The sequence below is a fragment of the Domibacillus sp. 8LH genome (assembly GCF_038806185.1).
GTDB classification, from domain to species: domain Bacteria; phylum Bacillota; class Bacilli; order Bacillales; family Domibacillaceae; genus Domibacillus; species Domibacillus indicus_A.
In genome coordinates this window covers 42,995-59,727 of record NZ_JAVJNG010000009.1, presented here as the reverse complement: position 1 = coordinate 59,727, position 16,733 = coordinate 42,995, and the positions used below count along the sequence as shown (strand labels likewise).

Below are 16,733 nucleotides of genomic sequence, written 5' to 3'. Positions count from 1 at the left end.
CCGGCAGCAGGCTGGCGCGTGGATTATCTCTGTTTTTCAATTTGTTTTTTAAGCGATCTTCTTAAAATTTTTCCAGTTGTGTTTTTCGGCAGCTCTTTTAAAAACTCTACGGATGATGGTACCTTATACGAAACAAGTCTTTCTTTGCAATATGTCCGGATCTCTTCTTCGGTTAAGGAATCTCCATGTTGAACAACAAAAGCGAGAACCGCTTCTCCATAATCGGGATCCGGGACACCAAGCACAGCGGCTTCTCTAATACTGGGGTGCTCATATAAGACTTCTTCTACTTCACGCGGATATACATTGTACCCGCCTACTAATATCAGATCTTTTTTCCGGTCTACAATATAAAAATAGCCTTCATCGTCCTGGCAGGCCAAATCCCCGGTATACAGCCAGCCGTCTCGAAGAACAGCCGCTGTTTCTTCCGGCATTTTATAATATCCTTTCATCACATTTGGCCCTCTCACAATCAATTCACCTACCTGGCCAAGTGCTATTTCTTCGCCGAGTTCATTGACGATTTTGTTTTCAACGTTCGGAATAGAGCAGCCAATCGAACCGGCTTTACGTGGACGGTCAAGCGGGTTAAAACAAGTAACCGGGCTTGCTTCTGACAGTCCGTATCCTTCTGAAACGCGCACATAAAATGTTTCCTCGAACTGCTTCAAAAGGGAGACAGGCATAGGCGCTCCGCCGGATATACAAAGGCGGACAGACGAAAAATCAGCCGGTTGTGCCTTTGAATGCTGTATTAAAAAAGAATACATGGTCGGCACACCAGCAAACACAGTCGCTTTGTGTTCTTTAGCTGCCTGAAACACTTCTTTCGGGCTGAATGACGGCAGAATAATGATTTCAGCTCCGCAAATAAGAGGCGTATTCAGCATGACCGTTAAGCAAAAAATATGAAACATGGGCAGAGCGGTGATGACAATATCTGAATTCGTCATAGATAAGTATTCGGCAATATCCCGCGCATTTGAATACATATTTTTATGCGTCAGCATGACACCTTTCGGATGGTCGGTTGTACCAGATGTATATAAGATCACAGCTGTATCTACTTCGCACAAATCAAGCCTGCAAAGAGGATTTTCACACTCAGCTAATTCGGAAAACGTTTTCAATTTTAGGGAAATAGAAAGATCCGGCTTATCAGGTTCATGTGTAAAGGGATGATCAGATGTACAGAGAATAAACTGGCTGACAGCTGGAAGTTCCTGATGCATACTTTCCATAACGGGAAGTAGCTTGTCCGTCGTCACAACTGCTTTTGTATCACTATTTTGTAAAATATAAAGCAATTCATTTCGTGTATAAGCTGGGTTGATTGGAACCACAATGAGACCCGCCCGCAGCGCCCCATAAAACGAAACGATAAACTGCGGTGAATTGCCCAGCAATAAAGCAATGTGGTCCCCCTTTTGAAAACCAAGTGACTGTAGGCCGGCCGCAAATCGTGTAGCATTATCGTTCAGCTCCCGATAAGTCGCAGACGTATTTAAAAATGTATATGCTCTTTTATTAGCTTGAATAGACCCCATTTGTTCAAGTGCCCATGATACATTCACCGTTTCATCCTCCCCCGTGTCAAACAAATAACAAATCTGTTTTCTCTATTATATAAAACAACAAAAAAGCCGCAAGTGCGGCTTTTGGGCTGCCAGCAAATGCCCGCTTTCAATGTTACCTGCCCGCTGTGAATGCTCATGCCTTTAACCGCTTCCCATCCGGCAGTGTTCCTTGAAGGACAAGTGTTTTGAATCAGCCTGCTTTCTATATTTTAAAAACCAATTTCCAAGTTTTCTCTTGCGAGCATAATAGGGCCGCTAAATTCTTCGCCGGCTTCCTGGACAAGCTGATCAAGTTCTCCATAGTGAGGCAAATGAGTCAGCACTAATGTTTTCACTTGTGCTTCTCTGGCAAGGATGCCGGCTTCCTGCGCTGTCATATGCCCGGCCGAAGAGCCATCCATTCCTTTATATAAGTTGCTTTCAGCAAGCAGTACATCTGCACCTTGTGCAAAAGATGCAAGCTCCCTGTGAAAGGCGGTATCCGCTGTATACACCACCGTATCTGTTCCGTCTGTAATTTTGATGGCATAGCAGGGCGCCGGGTGATTTGTTTTGAAAAATGAAATCGAAAAAGGCCCGGCTTGAAGTGTATCCGCAGGATTATAAGCAACGCCCTTCGTTATGTTTTTGTACGTCAAGGTTTGGAATCCGTCTGCTTCATTATGTCCGTAAATAGCAAGAGGCTCTTCCCTCGTTTTACTTGTAAAAGAATCAATTAAAAGCGCATGCTGCAATACGCCAATATCCGCTACATGATCTGCGTGATAATGGGACAGAATAACAGCATTAAGATCTGCTGGCTTTAAATGATTTTGCAGTTTCGATAAAACAGCGCTGCCGCAGTCTACAAGCAGCTTGAAACCGTCATGTTCAACCAAATATCCGCTGCTGGCCTCATTCGCTTTCGGAAAGCCGCCCCAGCAGCCTAGTACAGTTACATTCATATATGTATGCTCCTTTCTTTTCTCATTGTATTCCCTTATTCCGAAAAAATAAAATAAATTTTCAGAAAACGGTTGACGATTTGGTTCTGTTATAATACACTATTAACAACAAATCAATCAGTTATATAACAAAGGAGAGACAAACATGATCACAGACATCGTTGAATTTTTCAAAAACCTTCCGCCAAAACAATGCACAAGCTGCGGTTCTCATATCGAAGAACAGCATGACTGCTACAGCAATACATGCTCAACTTGCGCATCAAAGGATCTGTAACCCTGTCGCCTGCGTCATAAAAACCCCCTGCCTCAACCGGCAGGGGGTTTCATTTACGTTTTTATTGCGCTTCTTTATCCGGCTGAGCCGGCGTGACAGCATTGCCGACAGAAAAAGCCGATTTTGGCATTGTGTGCAATCCTCGTGCTGTAACGTGCACCTGTACATAATAAACAGCTTCTTCGTTAAATGTTTTGGAAACAGTATATACACCATTTCCTTTTGAGACTGCATCAAGCATTTCGCTGTTTTCTTTATGGCCATCTTTCCAAATTTCATATTTTACTTCATCGGGATTATCAACTGGTTCTCCGTCTTCGGTAATGGTAGTAGAAACCGTGACTTCTTCGCCTGCATCCACTTTTTCAGGTACATGAAGAACAGCTTCAACCGGCTCGGGAAGCGGAGGCGGCTCGTTTTTTTCAGGTGTACAGGCGGCCAGCAACAATCCAAGCATCATCATGCATACTGCTTTCCTGTTCATGTTTCCTCTCCTTCTTCTATCAGCGCCGGCAGAGTAACCGTAACGGTTGTCCCTACTCCTGCTTCGCTTTGTATATTAAGCTCTCCTCCATGGCGTTCAACAATCTGCTTCACAATCGACAAACCCAAACCTGATCCTCCGTCTTCACGGGTACGCGCTTTATTGATACGGTAAAATTGGTTTGTGACCTTCGGAATTTCTTCCTCAGGCATGCCGGCTCCAATATCACGAACGATCCATTTAACTTGATCTTTTTCTTGTCTGAGCGTAATGTAAATGGGCTTATTTTTTTGCGAATACCGCACCGCGTTGTCAATAATATTGGTCATCACTTGACTCAGTCTGTCTTCATCCCCATATACAATCGTTTCTTCGTCTATGTCAAGCGCAAAACGGTCATGCTTCAGCCGAAACGTGTCGACAGTCCGATAAACAAGATCAGCAAGCGGAAGAAAGGTTTTTTCTATATTCATTTTATTCGAATCGAGCCGGATTAATTCAAGCAGATCGTTTACAAGGCGCTCCATTCGGGCGGCCTCGCGCTGAATAATACTGAGCTGCTGTTTCGGGCGGCCGATACCGTTTATCATTGCTTCACTATAGCCCTTTATATAACTAAGCGGAGTACGAAGCTCATGTGAAACAGTTGCCAAAAATGTTTTCCGCTGTTCGTTTTCTTTTTGAATCGCTTCAGCCATTTCATTGAACGTACGCGCAAGCTGGCCAAACTCATCCTTTGATTCAGCCGGTACGCGTGCCATATAATCCCCTTTTGATAAGCGGACGGCCGCTCCTTTCATCTCTTCAAGCGGCTTGACTACATGGCGTGTCCATCTCATGCCTCCATACAGGAGAACAGCCGTCAGCATTGCAGCCCCCGCTGCCCAGAACAAAATCAGGCTCGACACAAGTTCATCAATTCGTTCGAGAGGTATATACAAATAAAGAATGCCTTTTAACTGCTTGTCGTCCAAAAGTGGATAAATAACGGAAATAATCTGCCGGTCAAACCGCTCGGAATAACCGGTTTCTTCAATCATTTTATTTTCCAGCAGCTTTTCTCTTTCTTCCGGCCCGATCAGTGTTTCATAATCCGCTTCATATGGAATACAGGCAGCAAGCTCCCTCGGATTATGTACGGCGAAAGCTTCAAATGGTGACTTTTCACTGAACCAGCCGACGCGTTCTACAAATGCAGCGTTCAATTCTCCTCCCTTATAATCGTCCGACAGGTTTTCTGCCGCGGCTTTCAGTTCGTCTTTAACACTTTCTACATACAGCTTTTCATACAGCGTATAAGAGAGGCCAAATGCAGATCCAACTGCAAGAAGAACAAAAATAAACAGCGTCATCCACAGTTTTTTCCGAAATGTCATATTGTGCCGTCCACAAATTTATAGCCAATTCCCCAAACGGTTTCAATGGAGGCTCCTTCGTGCTTCAATTTCATCCGCAATGTTTTAATATGTGTATCTACTGTTCGGGTGCCGCCCCTGTACTCTGTTCCCCAGACGGTTTCAAGCAGTTCTTCCCGCGAAAAAATCCGCCCCCGGTTTTTTGCAAGAAGAACGAGCAAGTCAAATTCTTTCATTGTCAGCCCGACGGCTGTACCGTCTACCTTTACCGCCCGGGAATGAATATCGATCAAAAGAGTTTGATACTGGATCGTCTCCCGTTTATCCGTCGAAGAGCCGAATCGACGAAGCACTGCTTGAATACGGGCAGTCATTTCTCCAGGAGAAAAGGGCTTCACAATATAGTCATCTCCTCCAAGCGAAAAGGCGCGCACCTTGTCCCACTCTTCTCCGCGTGCGCTCAAAAAAATAATGGGGATGTCGCTGTAAGAACGGATGGCCTCGCACACAGCAAAACCATCGCGCCCCGGCATCATAATATCCAGCAGTATAAGGTCCGGCTGAAGCTCTTTTAATTTTTCTTCCGCTTCTTCTCCATTTAAAGCTGAGCTGACGGTGTACCCGGCATTTTCTAGATACATCGTGACCAAATCCACCATATCCTGCTCATCATCTACAACTAATAAATGCGTCATCTCATTCACCTTCTTCAACAAAAATCATAAATGGTCCTTTACCTATATTAATAGTCTTGTGTTTTTCAAGTGTTTTTTCTTCATACAAAGAAAGTGTCCCGCTGTCATAGCCGGCTGAAAGAATGGTTTTTCCAAGCACGGCAATGGCGAATGGATTGGCCGGCGCGTCCGTTTGCGCCGCCAATTTTCTTTCTGGATCAAAAGCAAACAGCTTATTCGATCCATGGCTCGCGGCATACATAAACCCGCTTTTTGAAGCAAAAGCAATGGGCATGACCGGTGCATCCGCTGTTCCAGTCAATGAGCCGGTTTCAAGTGAATAGACATGAATGGTTTCACCGGCACGAGCCCCAATCCCATGGCCGCCAACCCACAGCTCATTTTTCTCTTTATTTACAGCTAAGCCAGTCGAAGACGTTGGGATGGCGAATTCCCGGGTAATGCGGTGTGTGTGTACATCCAATTCTGATAGTACCGTATCCCGGTAATTAATAATATACAATTTCCCTTTATATTCAAGCATGGTCATCGGGTAATGCCCCGTTCGTGTTTTTTTCGTTTCCCGGCCTTCGCTATTTAAAAAATGGACCGCTCCGTCTTCTTTTACTGAAAGTGCCACTTCATTTGTTTCTTTTACATAAGCAGCACCTGTCACTCCTTTTGGCACTTCCCACTCCGCAAGCTCTTTGCCCGTCTCAACCGAGTAAAGCTTGGCATGGGTAAGTTCTGTGCCGTACAAAAGCATTTTATCGTCAAACAGAAGACTGCCTGTGTATGGTTCGTCAAACGCCCACTCAGCAAGTATGGTCCCATCGGGTGCGATAAAGGTTATGCCCGGCTCTTTAATGGTTAAAACAGCGGCAAACTTATCTGCATGAACCGGCTCAAACGCTGCGCGGCCGCAGCCGGCAAGCAGCAAAAGCATGACCAGTATAATACTCTTCACTTTTATGCGCCTCCCTGCTTTTCCTTTCATTATAGGGATTGGGTGTGAAATAAGTGTGAAGATTATTCGAAAAAGACGGCTGAAGCCGTCTCATGCTGCTTCAAGCCGCCCATACTGCTTTTTGTACTGGCCGCGGAAATACAAAGCAGTTACCGTTATATTAAACAGGGCAAATCCAATTAAAACAGCGGCATTCTGCCACATAAATGTATAATCACCACTTGAAATAACGGCTCTAAACGCATTGATCGAATAAGCCATTGGCAAAAAGCTGGTCAAGTGCTGCAGTGCTTTCGGAATAAGCTCGAGCGGGAACGTTCCGCCGCTCGCTGTCAGCTGGCTGATCAAAATAAGCACTGCTACAAAACGGCCTGGATTGCCAAGGATCGTGGCCAGCATTTGAATGAGCGTCATAAAAGCAGCGCTCGCGATAAACGCCAATATAAAAAAGCGCGGTACGCTTTGCACATGCAAATGAAGCACGCCGAGCAAAAAGATTGATGCAGCTACTGCCTGACACGCACCGACAAGCAGAAAGATACCAAGCTTTCCACAAAACCAGGCAAGTCCGCTTTTCGGCTGCTCCGGCGCTTCTTTGAGCGGGAAAATAATCGTCAGCATAATCGCACCAACAAACAAGCCGAGTGACAGCATGTAAGGCGCCATGCCTGTTCCGTAGTTTGGCACTTTGTGTAAGGATTCTTTTTCTACCTGCACTGGTTCTGCCATCATATTATACGTATCATCATCAGCTTTCACATCTCCTGCTTCACCCGCTGCTTTTGACAATTCCGCCTTCAATTTTTTTGTTCCTTGTTCCAGATCAGCAGATCCTCTGGCGAGCTCCGCAGAACCGTCAGCCAGCTTCCCTGCCCCGTCAGATAACTGATGGGACCCGCCGGCAAGATCCGATAATCCGGTTGAGAGGTCACCCGCTCCTTTTGCCAGTGTATCGGCTCCTGATTTCGCTTCGGCTGTTTTTTCGGTCAGCGTGTTTAATCCGGTTACGAGTGTCCCGCTGCCTGATTGAAGATTTTTCGTGCCTTCATTTAATGTAGCGGCTCCCGACTGGAGGTTCCCAAGACCCGCCTGCAGCTGCTGCTGGCCTTTTTGTATCTCTCCAAGTCCAGCCGATAATTCATCCAGCTTGCCCGGCATCGTCTGTGAAACTGATTTATTTAATTCCCGTGCTCCTGATCCAATCTGGCTGCTTCCACTTTGCAGCTCATCAACCCCCGCTGAAATGCCTTCATTCAACTTTTCCTGCTGCACAGCCATTTTTGTTTGCATAGCAGCAATCTGTTCTTCCGTCATCACCTGTGATAACACCGGCAGCAGCTCATCCATTTGGGCTTTTTGCGCTGCACTGATTTGACTTTTCAACTTTGCTTCAAATTGATCCATGCCAGCGTTTAATTCATCTGCGCCTGAAGCAAGAGCAGCGGCTCCATCCGCCAGGGCTGGAACCTGTTTGCGAAATTGGTCTACGCCGCTTTTTGCAGCAGCGGTTCCGTCTATCAGCTTCGGCATACTGTCATTTGCTGATGCAAGACCGTCTTTAAGAGAAGCCGACCCGGCAGCAAGCTGATCGATGCCCGCCTGCAGATTCTGTCCTCCGTCTGCAAGCTTTGCCTGTCCGTCTGCAAGCTGACTAAGGCCGCTGGAAAGAGAAGCCGCTCCGCTTGCGACCTGCTTCGACCCTTCCGTTGCTTTGTCTACTCCCGAAGCAAACGAAACCGAATTGTTTGCAAGATCGGCCAGATTTTTTTTCAATTCACTCGTGCCTTTTGTTATGTTCAGCGCGCCTTCGTCAAGCTTTTCGGCCCCTTTTCCGGCTTCTGTATAACCGTCTCCCATTTTCTTAACAGCGTCAAACATCGACTTTGCGTACGTTTTTGTGACGTCCTTTTGAATAGAAGCCCGAATTTCTTTCATCGCAGACTGGCCAATTTGCGAGGAAACAAAATTGTAGCTTTCATTTGGCGTATAAATTAATTCAAGCTTTTCCGGTTTTGCATCCATTAACGTCGTAGCGTTTTGAGAGAAGTTTTCAGGTATTTCAATCATCATATAATATTCCTGCTGTTTTAAACCGTCGAGTGCTTCTTTTTTGGTGACGATGTGGAAATCAAAATCATTGCTTTTTTGGAGCTCTTTCTCGAGATCATCACCAATATGAAGGTTTTCTCCTTCGTAATCCGCTCCCTTATCGTTATTAACAACTGCAACCGGCAGCTGGTCCAAATGTCCGTATGGGTCCCAAAATGCCCATAAAAAAATACCGGAATACAAAAGCGGAATCAGCATAATGGCAATGATCGAAATGCGCAGCATTCGATTTTGGCCGATTTCTTTTATTTCTTTCCAAAACATATGATTACCTCCATAGTGACCAAATTGTTCATTCGGTCATTTTATTTCAAAAAGAAAGCCCCTTACCGGGACAGTCCTTTAAATATAAACAGCTCAAACAGTTTAGCAATTTCTTCTTTTGACAGCGTGCGGCCGCGCCGCTCCCAGTCCGCTACGAGCGTAACATAAAGCTTCAGCATCACAAAAGCCGCTATCTCAGGATCTGTCTGCTCAATTTCATTTTTCTCCATCGCTTCTTTCGCTTTAGCGGCAATATAAGCGACAATGGCATCTTCCATTTTTTTTAATGCCTCGGCTGCTGCGGGTGTTCCCATTTCCTTTTCTTCCTGGAACAGCTTGATCGCAAGTTGATGCTTTGTGCGGAAAACAAGCATTTCAAACAGCGCTAGATGAACATTTTCCTGGAAGGAATGTACCGGGTCAATGACGGCTTCTGCCGCTTCTTTCATTTCTTCGATCAATGTCACCCAAATATCTTGAAATAATTCATCTTTATTTTTAAAAAAGGTATAAATAGTGCCTTTGCCGACATTGGCCAGTTTCGCCACCTGATCCATTGTGGTGGCCTTGTAGCCAAACATTGTAAACGATTTTGTTGCGGCTTCAATAACATCTTTTTTCCGTTCCGACGCCACTTCTTCACCTCTTTTTGACCAAAATAACAATTCGGTCATTTAGTTCTGATGCTTATTTTATGCTCCCCGTCTTTGCTTGTCAATAAAAAATCCCGCCGAAGAACGGCGGGATAGATATTATAGTTTTCCTTCTTCCTTTAAGTGCTTCATGACCACAGCACCAAGCGCCTCAATAAATTCCGGACGGGCGTTTGGCATGGCTGGACGGTAATATCCAGCACCGATTTCGTCTGTGACAACCCGGCATTCATAGTCATTATCGTACAGCACTTCAAGATGATCCGCCACAAATCCGGCCGGCACGTACATAAACGCTTTATAGCCGTTTTGCTCATATAAATCACGCGTTAAATCCTGAACATCCGGGCCAATCCATGGCTCCGGCGTATTGCCGGCACTTTGCCAGCCAACAGCATACTGCTCAACGCCCGCTGCGCCGGCAATTAAGTCGGCTGTTTCTTTCAGCTGCTGTGGATACGGATCACCCGCTACAATGATTTTTTCCGGCAGGCTGTGTGCGGATACAATCAGTACAAAGTTCTTTCTTTCTTCCTCACTCATCGTCTGGAGGGTTGCTTCAATTTGATCTGCCCAGTATTGAATAAATTTAGGCTCCTGATACCAGCTTTCAATTGACGTAATGGAAGGTCCGTTAATATTCGCTGACTCTTCAGCCGCCCGCTCATTATATGACTTTACACTAAACGTAGAGAAGTGCGGCGCCAATACGATTGAAACAGCTTCCTCAATGCCGTCCTGCTTCATTTGATGTACAGCATCTTCAATAAAAGGCTCGATGTGCTTTAAGCCAATATACAGCTTGAATTCGATTTCCTGCTGCATATTGTTTAAGAAATCTGTAAGCTTCTGCGCCTGCTCTTCGGTAATTTTAGCAAGCGGCGAAATACCGCCAATGGCTTCATAGCGGCTTCGCAAATCTTCCAGCGCTTCCTCTGACGGCTTGCGGCCGTGCCTAATATGCGTATAGTATCGTTCAATATCTTCTTCTTTATAAGGCGTTCCGTACGCCATCACAAGAAGGCCCATCTGTTTTTTAGTCATGCTGCTTCCACCTCGTTTGATTCATTGCTTCTTTTATCTAGTATGACATGAAAAAAAGATTCGTTAAAATAAATGGCTTATCGTGCTGTATATTCATGAACAAATGCAGTCAGGCGCTTTAACGTATCCGGATTTACTTCCGGGAATACACCGTGCCCAAGATTGAAAATATGGCCCGGTGACGCCAGCCCCTGATCTAAAATCGCCTTCGTGCGCTCTTCAATGACTTCCCACGGAGCCAGTAAAATGGCAGGGTCCAGGTTCCCCTGCAATGTTTTGGTCAAGCCCATTTCCCTTGCTTCAGCGATTTGGGTGCGCCAGTCGAGTCCGACTACATCAAGCGGAAGGTCATGCCACTCTTTTGCTAAATGGCTCGCGCCTACTCCAAACATAATCAGCGGCACCCCTTCTGAACGAAGCTCACTGAAAATCCGTTCCATCACCGGTTTGATAAACGTCCGGTAATCAGATACGTTTAGTGCACCTACCCACGAATCAAAAATCTGTATGGCTTTGGCGCCTGCTTTAACTTGGGAACGAACATATGTAATCGTCATGTCCGCTAGTTTATCCATAAGCGCGAACCATGCTTTTGGATCCGCGTACATAAATGCTTTTGTTTTATTGTAGTTTTTGGATGGCCCGCCTTCGATCATATAACTGGCCAGCGTAAAAGGCGCACCGGCAAAACCAATTAATGGGACGTTCAACTGCTCTTCTGTCAGCAGCCGGATGGTCTCAAGCACATAAGGCACGTCGCTTTCCGGGTCGATCTCTCCAAGTTTTTCTACGTCCTGCAGCGAGCGGATCGGATTTGATATCACCGGGCCGATCCCAGATTTTATATCTACATCCACTCCAATAGACGGAAGCGGGGACATAATATCTTTATAAAGAATCGCTGCATCAACATCGTACTGCTCAACCGGCAGGCGTGTAACATACGCACAAATTTCCGGATGGTGTGTAATTTCAAACAGCGAATATTTTTCCTTCAGCTTCCGGTATTCCGGCTGTGAACGTCCTGCCTGGCGCATAAACCAGACGGGTGTACAGTCTGTTTTTTCTCCCCGTGCCGCTTTTAAAAATGTATCATTCAAATGCCTCATATGGATTGAGAGCCACCTTTCAACTATGACAGATTAGAATTACTATTATGTATTATAGCTTACAATATGGTACTTTTCACTAAAGAGGTGTACTGTTCGCAAATTTGCCAAAATAATGTGTGGAAATTGGAAAGAAGGGTACAAAAAAAGATATACTAGAACGTGAGGTGATTGGAGATGAATGTGTTTATTACAACCGGAACGTATGACTTTTTAAAAACCATCCAGAAAAAACACAGTAAAGAAAATATTTTACTGATGGACGGTGCCCAGGGTGCGGCCCTTGTTCATGAAACAAGCGGCAAAACGGTTTTTTCAACCCCGCGCCGCTATGAAGTCGTGGATGCTTCTGGAGAACTGGTAAACCGCGGTTATGTTGTTTTAAACAATATCCCTGTAACGGACGAAGGCCGCCCTTTATTTGAACACCGCTTTAAAAACCGGGCAGGCGCGATTGAGAATCAGCCAGGATTTCTCTCAATTAGAGTTCTGCGCCCAATTAAATCAGATACGTACGTTATTTTTACACAATGGGAAGATTCGGCGTCGTTTGAAAATTGGAAATCCTCCCAGGCATTTAATGAAGCACACAAAAAGCGTGGTACCGAAGGCGGGCTTGATAAAAAGCCAAATATCTTTTCTGGTGAATCTTACGTAACAACCTTTACCATTCCAAACGAACAATAACAGCCAGGGGGTACCCCCCTGGCTTCTTGCCATTTTTATGCTTGAAGGCGGCGATTAAGCCGCTTGTTTAAGAAAAAAGCAATCAGCAGAAAAATTCCACCGCCCAGCAGCCAGCCAGCTGCTACATCCGTTGCATAGTGGGCATGGCCCGCTACCCGGCTGGCGCCTGCTAAAAAGGCAAGCAGCAGTGCAGCCACATAAAAAGACATGGTTTTTTTCACATATAAGCAAAGAAAGTAGGCCACAAACAAATAAAAAATAAGACCGATCATGGCATGGCCGCTGACAAAGCTGAACCCATCTTCTCCATGCGGAAAGGGTGGCCGCTCGCGGGCGACCCACTCTTTCAATGCTTTATTTAGTACATTTCCGAGTCCTACACCAATCAAAACGGCCGTCATACCTGCTATGTTTCGCTTCCAAAACAGAAATACAATAAGCAGAATAGCCCCTCCGCTTAAAACAGCTTGAGAGCCAAGCACGCTGAAATGGGTAAAAAAAGAATCTCCATCAAAAGCATCGAGCATAGCGCGGTCGATGCCTGATGCCCAGCCAGAATCAAATCCAAACAATAAAACCGCAAATAAAATCAAACAAACTAAACTAATCCAGAGCACCCTCTACACCCCTGTATGTTTTTCAACAGTGTAGCATGACCAATGAACTAGTACCATACAAAATCCTTTTTTAAAAACGATTCATTTTTTTCAACCGACCTGGTGTATATATCCAAACAAAGAAAAGCGTGAACGTAATAGACACAGACAAAACAATAGCGGCTTCCAGCCATCCGCCTGACAGAGCAGCAATGCCGAATACAACCGATTGAATCAGCAGTACACGCATCAGCAAAAGCTGAAGTGCCCTTTGCTTTCCTTCTTCCCCTTCCGGATAAAGTTTCGGCCAGATCAGATAGCCGTGTTTGGCCCAAATAGGCAGTAATTGAAATCCGGTTAAGTACAAAAAGAGCAGCGCAGAAATGAGCTGAATCGGCAGCAGACCGCTTAAGGTGATAATCAATGCAGCGATCACAGTCAGCCGGACAAACAATCCAATATATTCATTCATCCGCACAAAGGTTCGGAAAAGCAGATACGTGTACGTGCCCTTTTCTGGTCCCGGCAACAGGCCATCCAGCCAGGCACGGCGCTTTACCGTGCCACGCAAATGCGGCACATCTGTAAACATATTCGCCAGCCGGTAAAAAGCCGCCATTCTTTTTCCTTCAAACTCAGCCAGCAATTCCCATTTTAAAGGACGGTTTCCGAGTCGTCTTATATAAAACAGCCATAGCAGTCCAAACAGCACAGCGGCACCGGCCCATACATACTCCGTTAAAAAAACAGCCGATAGAAAAGAGACGTTCAGCAGAAAACGAACTGCTATATCCATTGTTCGTGTTTGGCCTGTCAGTGTGTTTAACGCACGAAAACGACAAAATAAATTCCAGATCTTCGCGGCCAAAACAGCGCCTAAAAATACAAAAAAGTTTTCATATCCTGTTCCCGCGGCTTTTGCGTACATCGGCATAGCAAAAGCCAACAGCGCAATGAGTACATAGCTTTGTGCTGCAAAGCTCGTCCACACCGCTTTTTGAAAATAAGCTTTTAACTCACTTTCAAGCGGAAGCAGGTACACCGTATCAGGCGGCTTTATATAGGTATAAACGGGGCTCCAGGCAAGCACGGCACCGAGCACAGCTGCCATAATAAAAGGGGCCGGAAATGATTCATCAATGGTGCGTATCCAGCCGCTGTAATAGTACAAAACCGCCCCAAGCGCAAAAACGAGCACAAAAGCCAGATGATCATTAAACATATAACGTGTATACTTGCGGATTTCCGCATAATATGCGGAAGCACGTTCTTTAAACAAATCGTTCGCTGAAAACTTCATAGTGCTGCTTCCTTCGTCAATTCTACATAAATATCATCCAGTGCAGCGTCCGGCATACTGAAATTACGGCGCAGCTCTTCCATTGTGCCTTTCGCACGCACGTGCCCTTCATGTAAAATCACAAATCTGTCACAATACTTTTCCGCCGTCGCCAGGATGTGTGTGGACATTAAAATACCCGCACCGCTTCTTTTCATGTTATCCATTAAATCAAGAAGCGAACGGATACCGAGCGGGTCAAGTCCTACAAATGGCTCGTCGATAATATAAAGTGCCGGTTCCGTTAAAAACGCGCCCATAATCATCACTTTCTGTTTCATTCCTTTTGAAAAGTGAGCCGGAAACCATTTCATCTTTGCATCGAGACGAAATTCTTTTAAAAGCGGGCCAATGCGTTTTTCATACTCCGCTTCTGATAAGCCATAAGCAGCGGCTGTTAACCGCATATGTTCCTCAAGTGTCAGCTCATCATAAAGCACCGGTGTTTCCGGTATAAATGAAAACTGGCGCCGGTACACGGATGGATTTTCTTCAAGAGTGCGCCCATTGATCGAAACGCTTCCTTTCGTCGGCTCCATTAAGCCAATAATATGCTTGATAGCTGTACTTTTACCGGCTCCGTTTAATCCGATCAGCCCGACAAGCTCGCCCTTGCCGACTTGAAATGAAACGTCGTGCAGTACTGGTTTCCGGGTATATCCTCCGGTAATATTTTCCACAGATAATAATGACATTCGAAAACGTCCTTTCTCCTCAAATCGTTACCCGTATCATATCAAAATTATCCCTTTTGCACATAGTTCCCTGCACCTGGAATGTATGCTACACTTTTCTTAGCCAATACATAAAAGGAGTGCTGAATCATGGACAACTGCATATTTTGTAAAATTATAAAAGGAGACATTCCGTCAGCAAAAGTATACGAAGATGAAAATGTCTATGCTTTTCTCGATATCAGCCAGGTAACAAAAGGCCATTCACTGGTGATCCCAAAAGCACATCATGAAAACCTTTTCGAGCTTCATCCAGAAACAGCCGGCCCTTTCTTCGAATCGGTACAGAAAGTAGCGAAGGCCATTCAAGCTGCCTTCTCTCCTAAAGGGTTAAATTTATTAAACAATAACGGTGAAACAGCCGGACAGACGGTTTTTCATTACCATATGCACTTAATTCCGCGTTACGGAACAGATGACGGCTTCCATCCTTCATTTAAAGAAAATAATGGCCAGTACGATTTAGCGCAAATTGCTTCTTTGATCCATTCTCGCCTTTAAGAAGAAGCCGCTGACCTATGTTTGTCCGAGTCTTTTTTCGGGAACGATAATTCATATATGTATGAGTAGATACGAATAACATGACTAAAGAGGTGGAAAACATGAATAAGAAAGCCCTATTTGCAGGATTTGCAGCTGGACTTGCCGGCGGTGCGGCGGCAGCGCTGTTGAAAGCGCCGGCAAGCGGACAGGAAACACGTAAAAATTTAAAAAACAAGCAAGTGTCTGCCAAGCTGGCTTCGATGGAAATCAAGGATAATGCCGGCCAGGTGAAAGAGTCCGTTAAGCGTCTTGTTCAAACAGCGAAACAGGAAGTGCCTGAAAAAGTAAATAGTTTAAAAACAAATGCGGCTCTTTGGAAAGAAAGTATTGAGCCAAATGTTAAAACACTTCAAAAAGAAATTTCCAATATTCAACATACCGTTGAAGACCTGCAGGAAACTCTGCCGCAGCCGCCGGGCTCAGGCAAATAAAATAAACGAAAAGGGAATTCCCTTTTCGTTTATTTTATTTTTCAGCTTATTCAAAAATTTTCGTTAATTTCCTCTTTCTATTTTTTTATTTTATTGGCATAATATAAAGCAATGAAATAATAGATTTGAGGTGGACGACATTCATAAAGCAAACGATTCTGCATCGACCCATCATTATACAATGAAAGAAGCATTTATGTTCAGCCAGCGGATGGCCCAGCTTTCAAAAGCGCTATGGAAAGCAGTCGAAAAAGACTGGCAGCGCTGGATTAAACCTTATGATTTAAATATTAACGAACACCATATTTTATGGATTGCTCATCATTTACAAGGGGCTTCTATCTCCGATGTGGCTAATTTCGGTGTTATGCATGTATCTACGGCGTTTAACTTCTCTAAAAAACTAGAGGAACGCGGTCTTTTGACATTTTCTAAAAAAGAAGATGACAAACGAAATACATATATCGAAATTACGCCTGCCGGCCAAGAATTAATTTTTGATTTAATGGAGCAGTATGATCCTGAATCCAACCTCGTCTTCTCTGGTACTGCGCCGCTGCGCGAATTATTTGGAAAGTTCCCCGATATGGTCGAACTAATGGCGATTATTAGAAATATTTACGGGGATGATTTTATGAATATTTTCGAGACCTCTATTCACAATATCGAACGGGACTTCGATGAAGAAAACGGAGAGTTAAAGCGGGCTAAACGTTCACAGGCGTCCGAGTAAGCAGACTGCTGGCCGGATGCTTTTTTATGCGGGAAAGGCGGTTCGTTCTTTTTCTCCGGATCCGTTCAAACAAACAGTTCCCCGCTTTTTATCCTGATTGGTCCAGCCTGCCGCAGACGTCCTGGCCGGCCAATCTTAACACCCTGTTCTCTTTCAAAGCTGTTTCGCTTAAAGGAATCTTTTTTGATATGACCGTGTAAAAACCGCTGC

18 protein-coding genes are annotated in these 16,733 nt (G+C 44.9%); 5 read left to right on the top strand and 13 right to left on the bottom strand.

Annotation, left to right across the window (positions count from 1 at the left end):
• Positions 1 to 23: 23 nt before the first annotated feature.
• Together RG959_RS12470 and RG959_RS12465 are read right to left on the bottom strand one after the other, a co-directional pair.
• Positions 24 to 1,577: a fatty acid--CoA ligase family protein gene (locus tag RG959_RS12470; RefSeq protein ID WP_342797385.1), complete on the bottom strand. Its 1,554-nt coding sequence runs from the start codon at positions 1,575 to 1,577 to the stop codon at positions 24 to 26.
• Between the two features lie 212 nt (positions 1,578 to 1,789).
• The gene (locus RG959_RS12465) at positions 1,790 to 2,524 is read right to left on the bottom strand and encodes an MBL fold metallo-hydrolase (protein ID WP_342797384.1); all 735 of its coding nucleotides are present in this window, start codon (positions 2,522 to 2,524) and stop codon (positions 1,790 to 1,792) included.
• A 145-nt stretch (positions 2,525 to 2,669) separates the two neighbouring features.
• Between RG959_RS12465 and yhfH the strand changes: the two genes are divergently transcribed.
• Complete coding sequence (yhfH, locus tag RG959_RS12460) at positions 2,670 to 2,801, top strand: protein YhfH (RefSeq protein ID WP_242232397.1); 132 nt, start codon at positions 2,670 to 2,672, stop codon at positions 2,799 to 2,801.
• 61 nt (positions 2,802 to 2,862) lie between these two features.
• Here yhfH and RG959_RS12455 read toward each other — a convergent pair whose 3' ends face one another.
• The 8 genes from RG959_RS12455 to hemE all read right to left on the bottom strand — a co-directional run bounded on the left by RG959_RS12455 (position 2,863) and on the right by hemE (position 11,460).
• Positions 2,863 to 3,285 carry a FixH family protein gene (locus RG959_RS12455; RefSeq protein WP_342797383.1) on the bottom strand — a complete coding sequence of 141 codons (423 nt, stop codon included), beginning with the start codon at positions 3,283 to 3,285 and terminating at the stop codon, positions 2,863 to 2,865.
• The gene (locus tag RG959_RS12450; protein ID WP_342797382.1) at positions 3,282 to 4,661 is read right to left on the bottom strand and encodes a sensor histidine kinase; all 1,380 of its coding nucleotides are present in this window, start codon (positions 4,659 to 4,661) and stop codon (positions 3,282 to 3,284) included. Before RG959_RS12450 ends, RG959_RS12455 begins: the two co-directional genes overlap by 4 nt.
• A complete protein-coding gene (locus tag RG959_RS12445) occupies positions 4,658 to 5,335 on the bottom strand; it encodes a response regulator transcription factor (RefSeq protein WP_342797381.1) in 678 nt (225 codons plus the stop codon). Before RG959_RS12445 ends, RG959_RS12450 begins: the two co-directional genes overlap by 4 nt.
• A 1-nt stretch (position 5,336) precedes the next feature.
• Positions 5,337 to 6,281 (bottom strand): hypothetical protein, encoded by a 945-nt coding sequence (locus tag RG959_RS12440; protein ID WP_342797380.1) that lies wholly within the window; start codon positions 6,279 to 6,281, stop codon positions 5,337 to 5,339.
• Between the two features lie 90 nt (positions 6,282 to 6,371).
• Positions 6,372 to 8,654, bottom strand: coding sequence for a YhgE/Pip family protein (locus tag RG959_RS12435; protein WP_342797379.1), 2,283 nt, complete (start codon positions 8,652 to 8,654; stop codon positions 6,372 to 6,374).
• Positions 8,655 to 8,716: 62 nt separating this feature from the next.
• Positions 8,717 to 9,289 (bottom strand): TetR/AcrR family transcriptional regulator, encoded by a 573-nt coding sequence (locus RG959_RS12430; RefSeq protein WP_342797378.1) that lies wholly within the window; start codon positions 9,287 to 9,289, stop codon positions 8,717 to 8,719.
• Positions 9,290 to 9,406: 117 nt separating this feature from the next.
• The gene (gene hemH / locus RG959_RS12425; RefSeq protein ID WP_342797377.1) at positions 9,407 to 10,351 is read right to left on the bottom strand and encodes a ferrochelatase; all 945 of its coding nucleotides are present in this window, start codon (positions 10,349 to 10,351) and stop codon (positions 9,407 to 9,409) included.
• A gap of 77 nt (positions 10,352 to 10,428) precedes the next feature.
• Positions 10,429 to 11,460 carry a uroporphyrinogen decarboxylase gene (gene hemE / locus RG959_RS12420; protein WP_342797376.1) on the bottom strand — a complete coding sequence of 344 codons (1,032 nt, stop codon included), beginning with the start codon at positions 11,458 to 11,460 and terminating at the stop codon, positions 10,429 to 10,431.
• Between the two features lie 177 nt (positions 11,461 to 11,637).
• Between hemE and RG959_RS12415 the strand changes: the two genes are divergently transcribed.
• A complete protein-coding gene (locus RG959_RS12415) occupies positions 11,638 to 12,147 on the top strand; it encodes an antibiotic biosynthesis monooxygenase family protein (protein ID WP_242232406.1) in 510 nt (169 codons plus the stop codon).
• A gap of 35 nt (positions 12,148 to 12,182) precedes the next feature.
• Here RG959_RS12415 and RG959_RS12410 read toward each other — a convergent pair whose 3' ends face one another.
• The 3 genes from RG959_RS12410 to RG959_RS12400 form a co-directional block, all read right to left on the bottom strand.
• Positions 12,183 to 12,764: a phosphatase PAP2 family protein gene (locus RG959_RS12410; protein WP_342797375.1), complete on the bottom strand. Its 582-nt coding sequence runs from the start codon at positions 12,762 to 12,764 to the stop codon at positions 12,183 to 12,185.
• Positions 12,765 to 12,834: 70 nt separating this feature from the next.
• Complete coding sequence (locus RG959_RS12405; RefSeq protein WP_342797374.1) at positions 12,835 to 14,043, bottom strand: ABC transporter permease; 1,209 nt, start codon at positions 14,041 to 14,043, stop codon at positions 12,835 to 12,837.
• On the bottom strand, positions 14,040 to 14,777 hold the full coding sequence (locus RG959_RS12400; RefSeq protein ID WP_309086794.1) for an ABC transporter ATP-binding protein: 738 nt from the start codon (positions 14,775 to 14,777) through the stop codon (positions 14,040 to 14,042). The genes RG959_RS12405 and RG959_RS12400 overlap by 4 nt, the downstream gene beginning before the upstream one ends.
• A 129-nt stretch (positions 14,778 to 14,906) precedes the next feature.
• Here RG959_RS12400 and RG959_RS12395 point away from each other — a divergent pair, with 129 nt between their 5' ends.
• The 3 genes from RG959_RS12395 to RG959_RS12385 all read left to right on the top strand — a co-directional run bounded on the left by RG959_RS12395 (position 14,907) and on the right by RG959_RS12385 (position 16,523).
• On the top strand, positions 14,907 to 15,317 hold the full coding sequence (locus RG959_RS12395) for an HIT family protein (protein ID WP_342797373.1): 411 nt from the start codon (positions 14,907 to 14,909) through the stop codon (positions 15,315 to 15,317).
• Between the two features lie 101 nt (positions 15,318 to 15,418).
• Positions 15,419 to 15,790 carry a YtxH domain-containing protein gene (locus RG959_RS12390; protein WP_342797372.1) on the top strand — a complete coding sequence of 124 codons (372 nt, stop codon included), beginning with the start codon at positions 15,419 to 15,421 and terminating at the stop codon, positions 15,788 to 15,790.
• 139 nt (positions 15,791 to 15,929) lie between these two features.
• Positions 15,930 to 16,523: an HTH-type transcriptional regulator Hpr gene (locus tag RG959_RS12385; protein WP_396120256.1), complete on the top strand. Its 594-nt coding sequence runs from the start codon at positions 15,930 to 15,932 to the stop codon at positions 16,521 to 16,523.
• Positions 16,524 to 16,733: the final 210 nt, after the last annotated feature.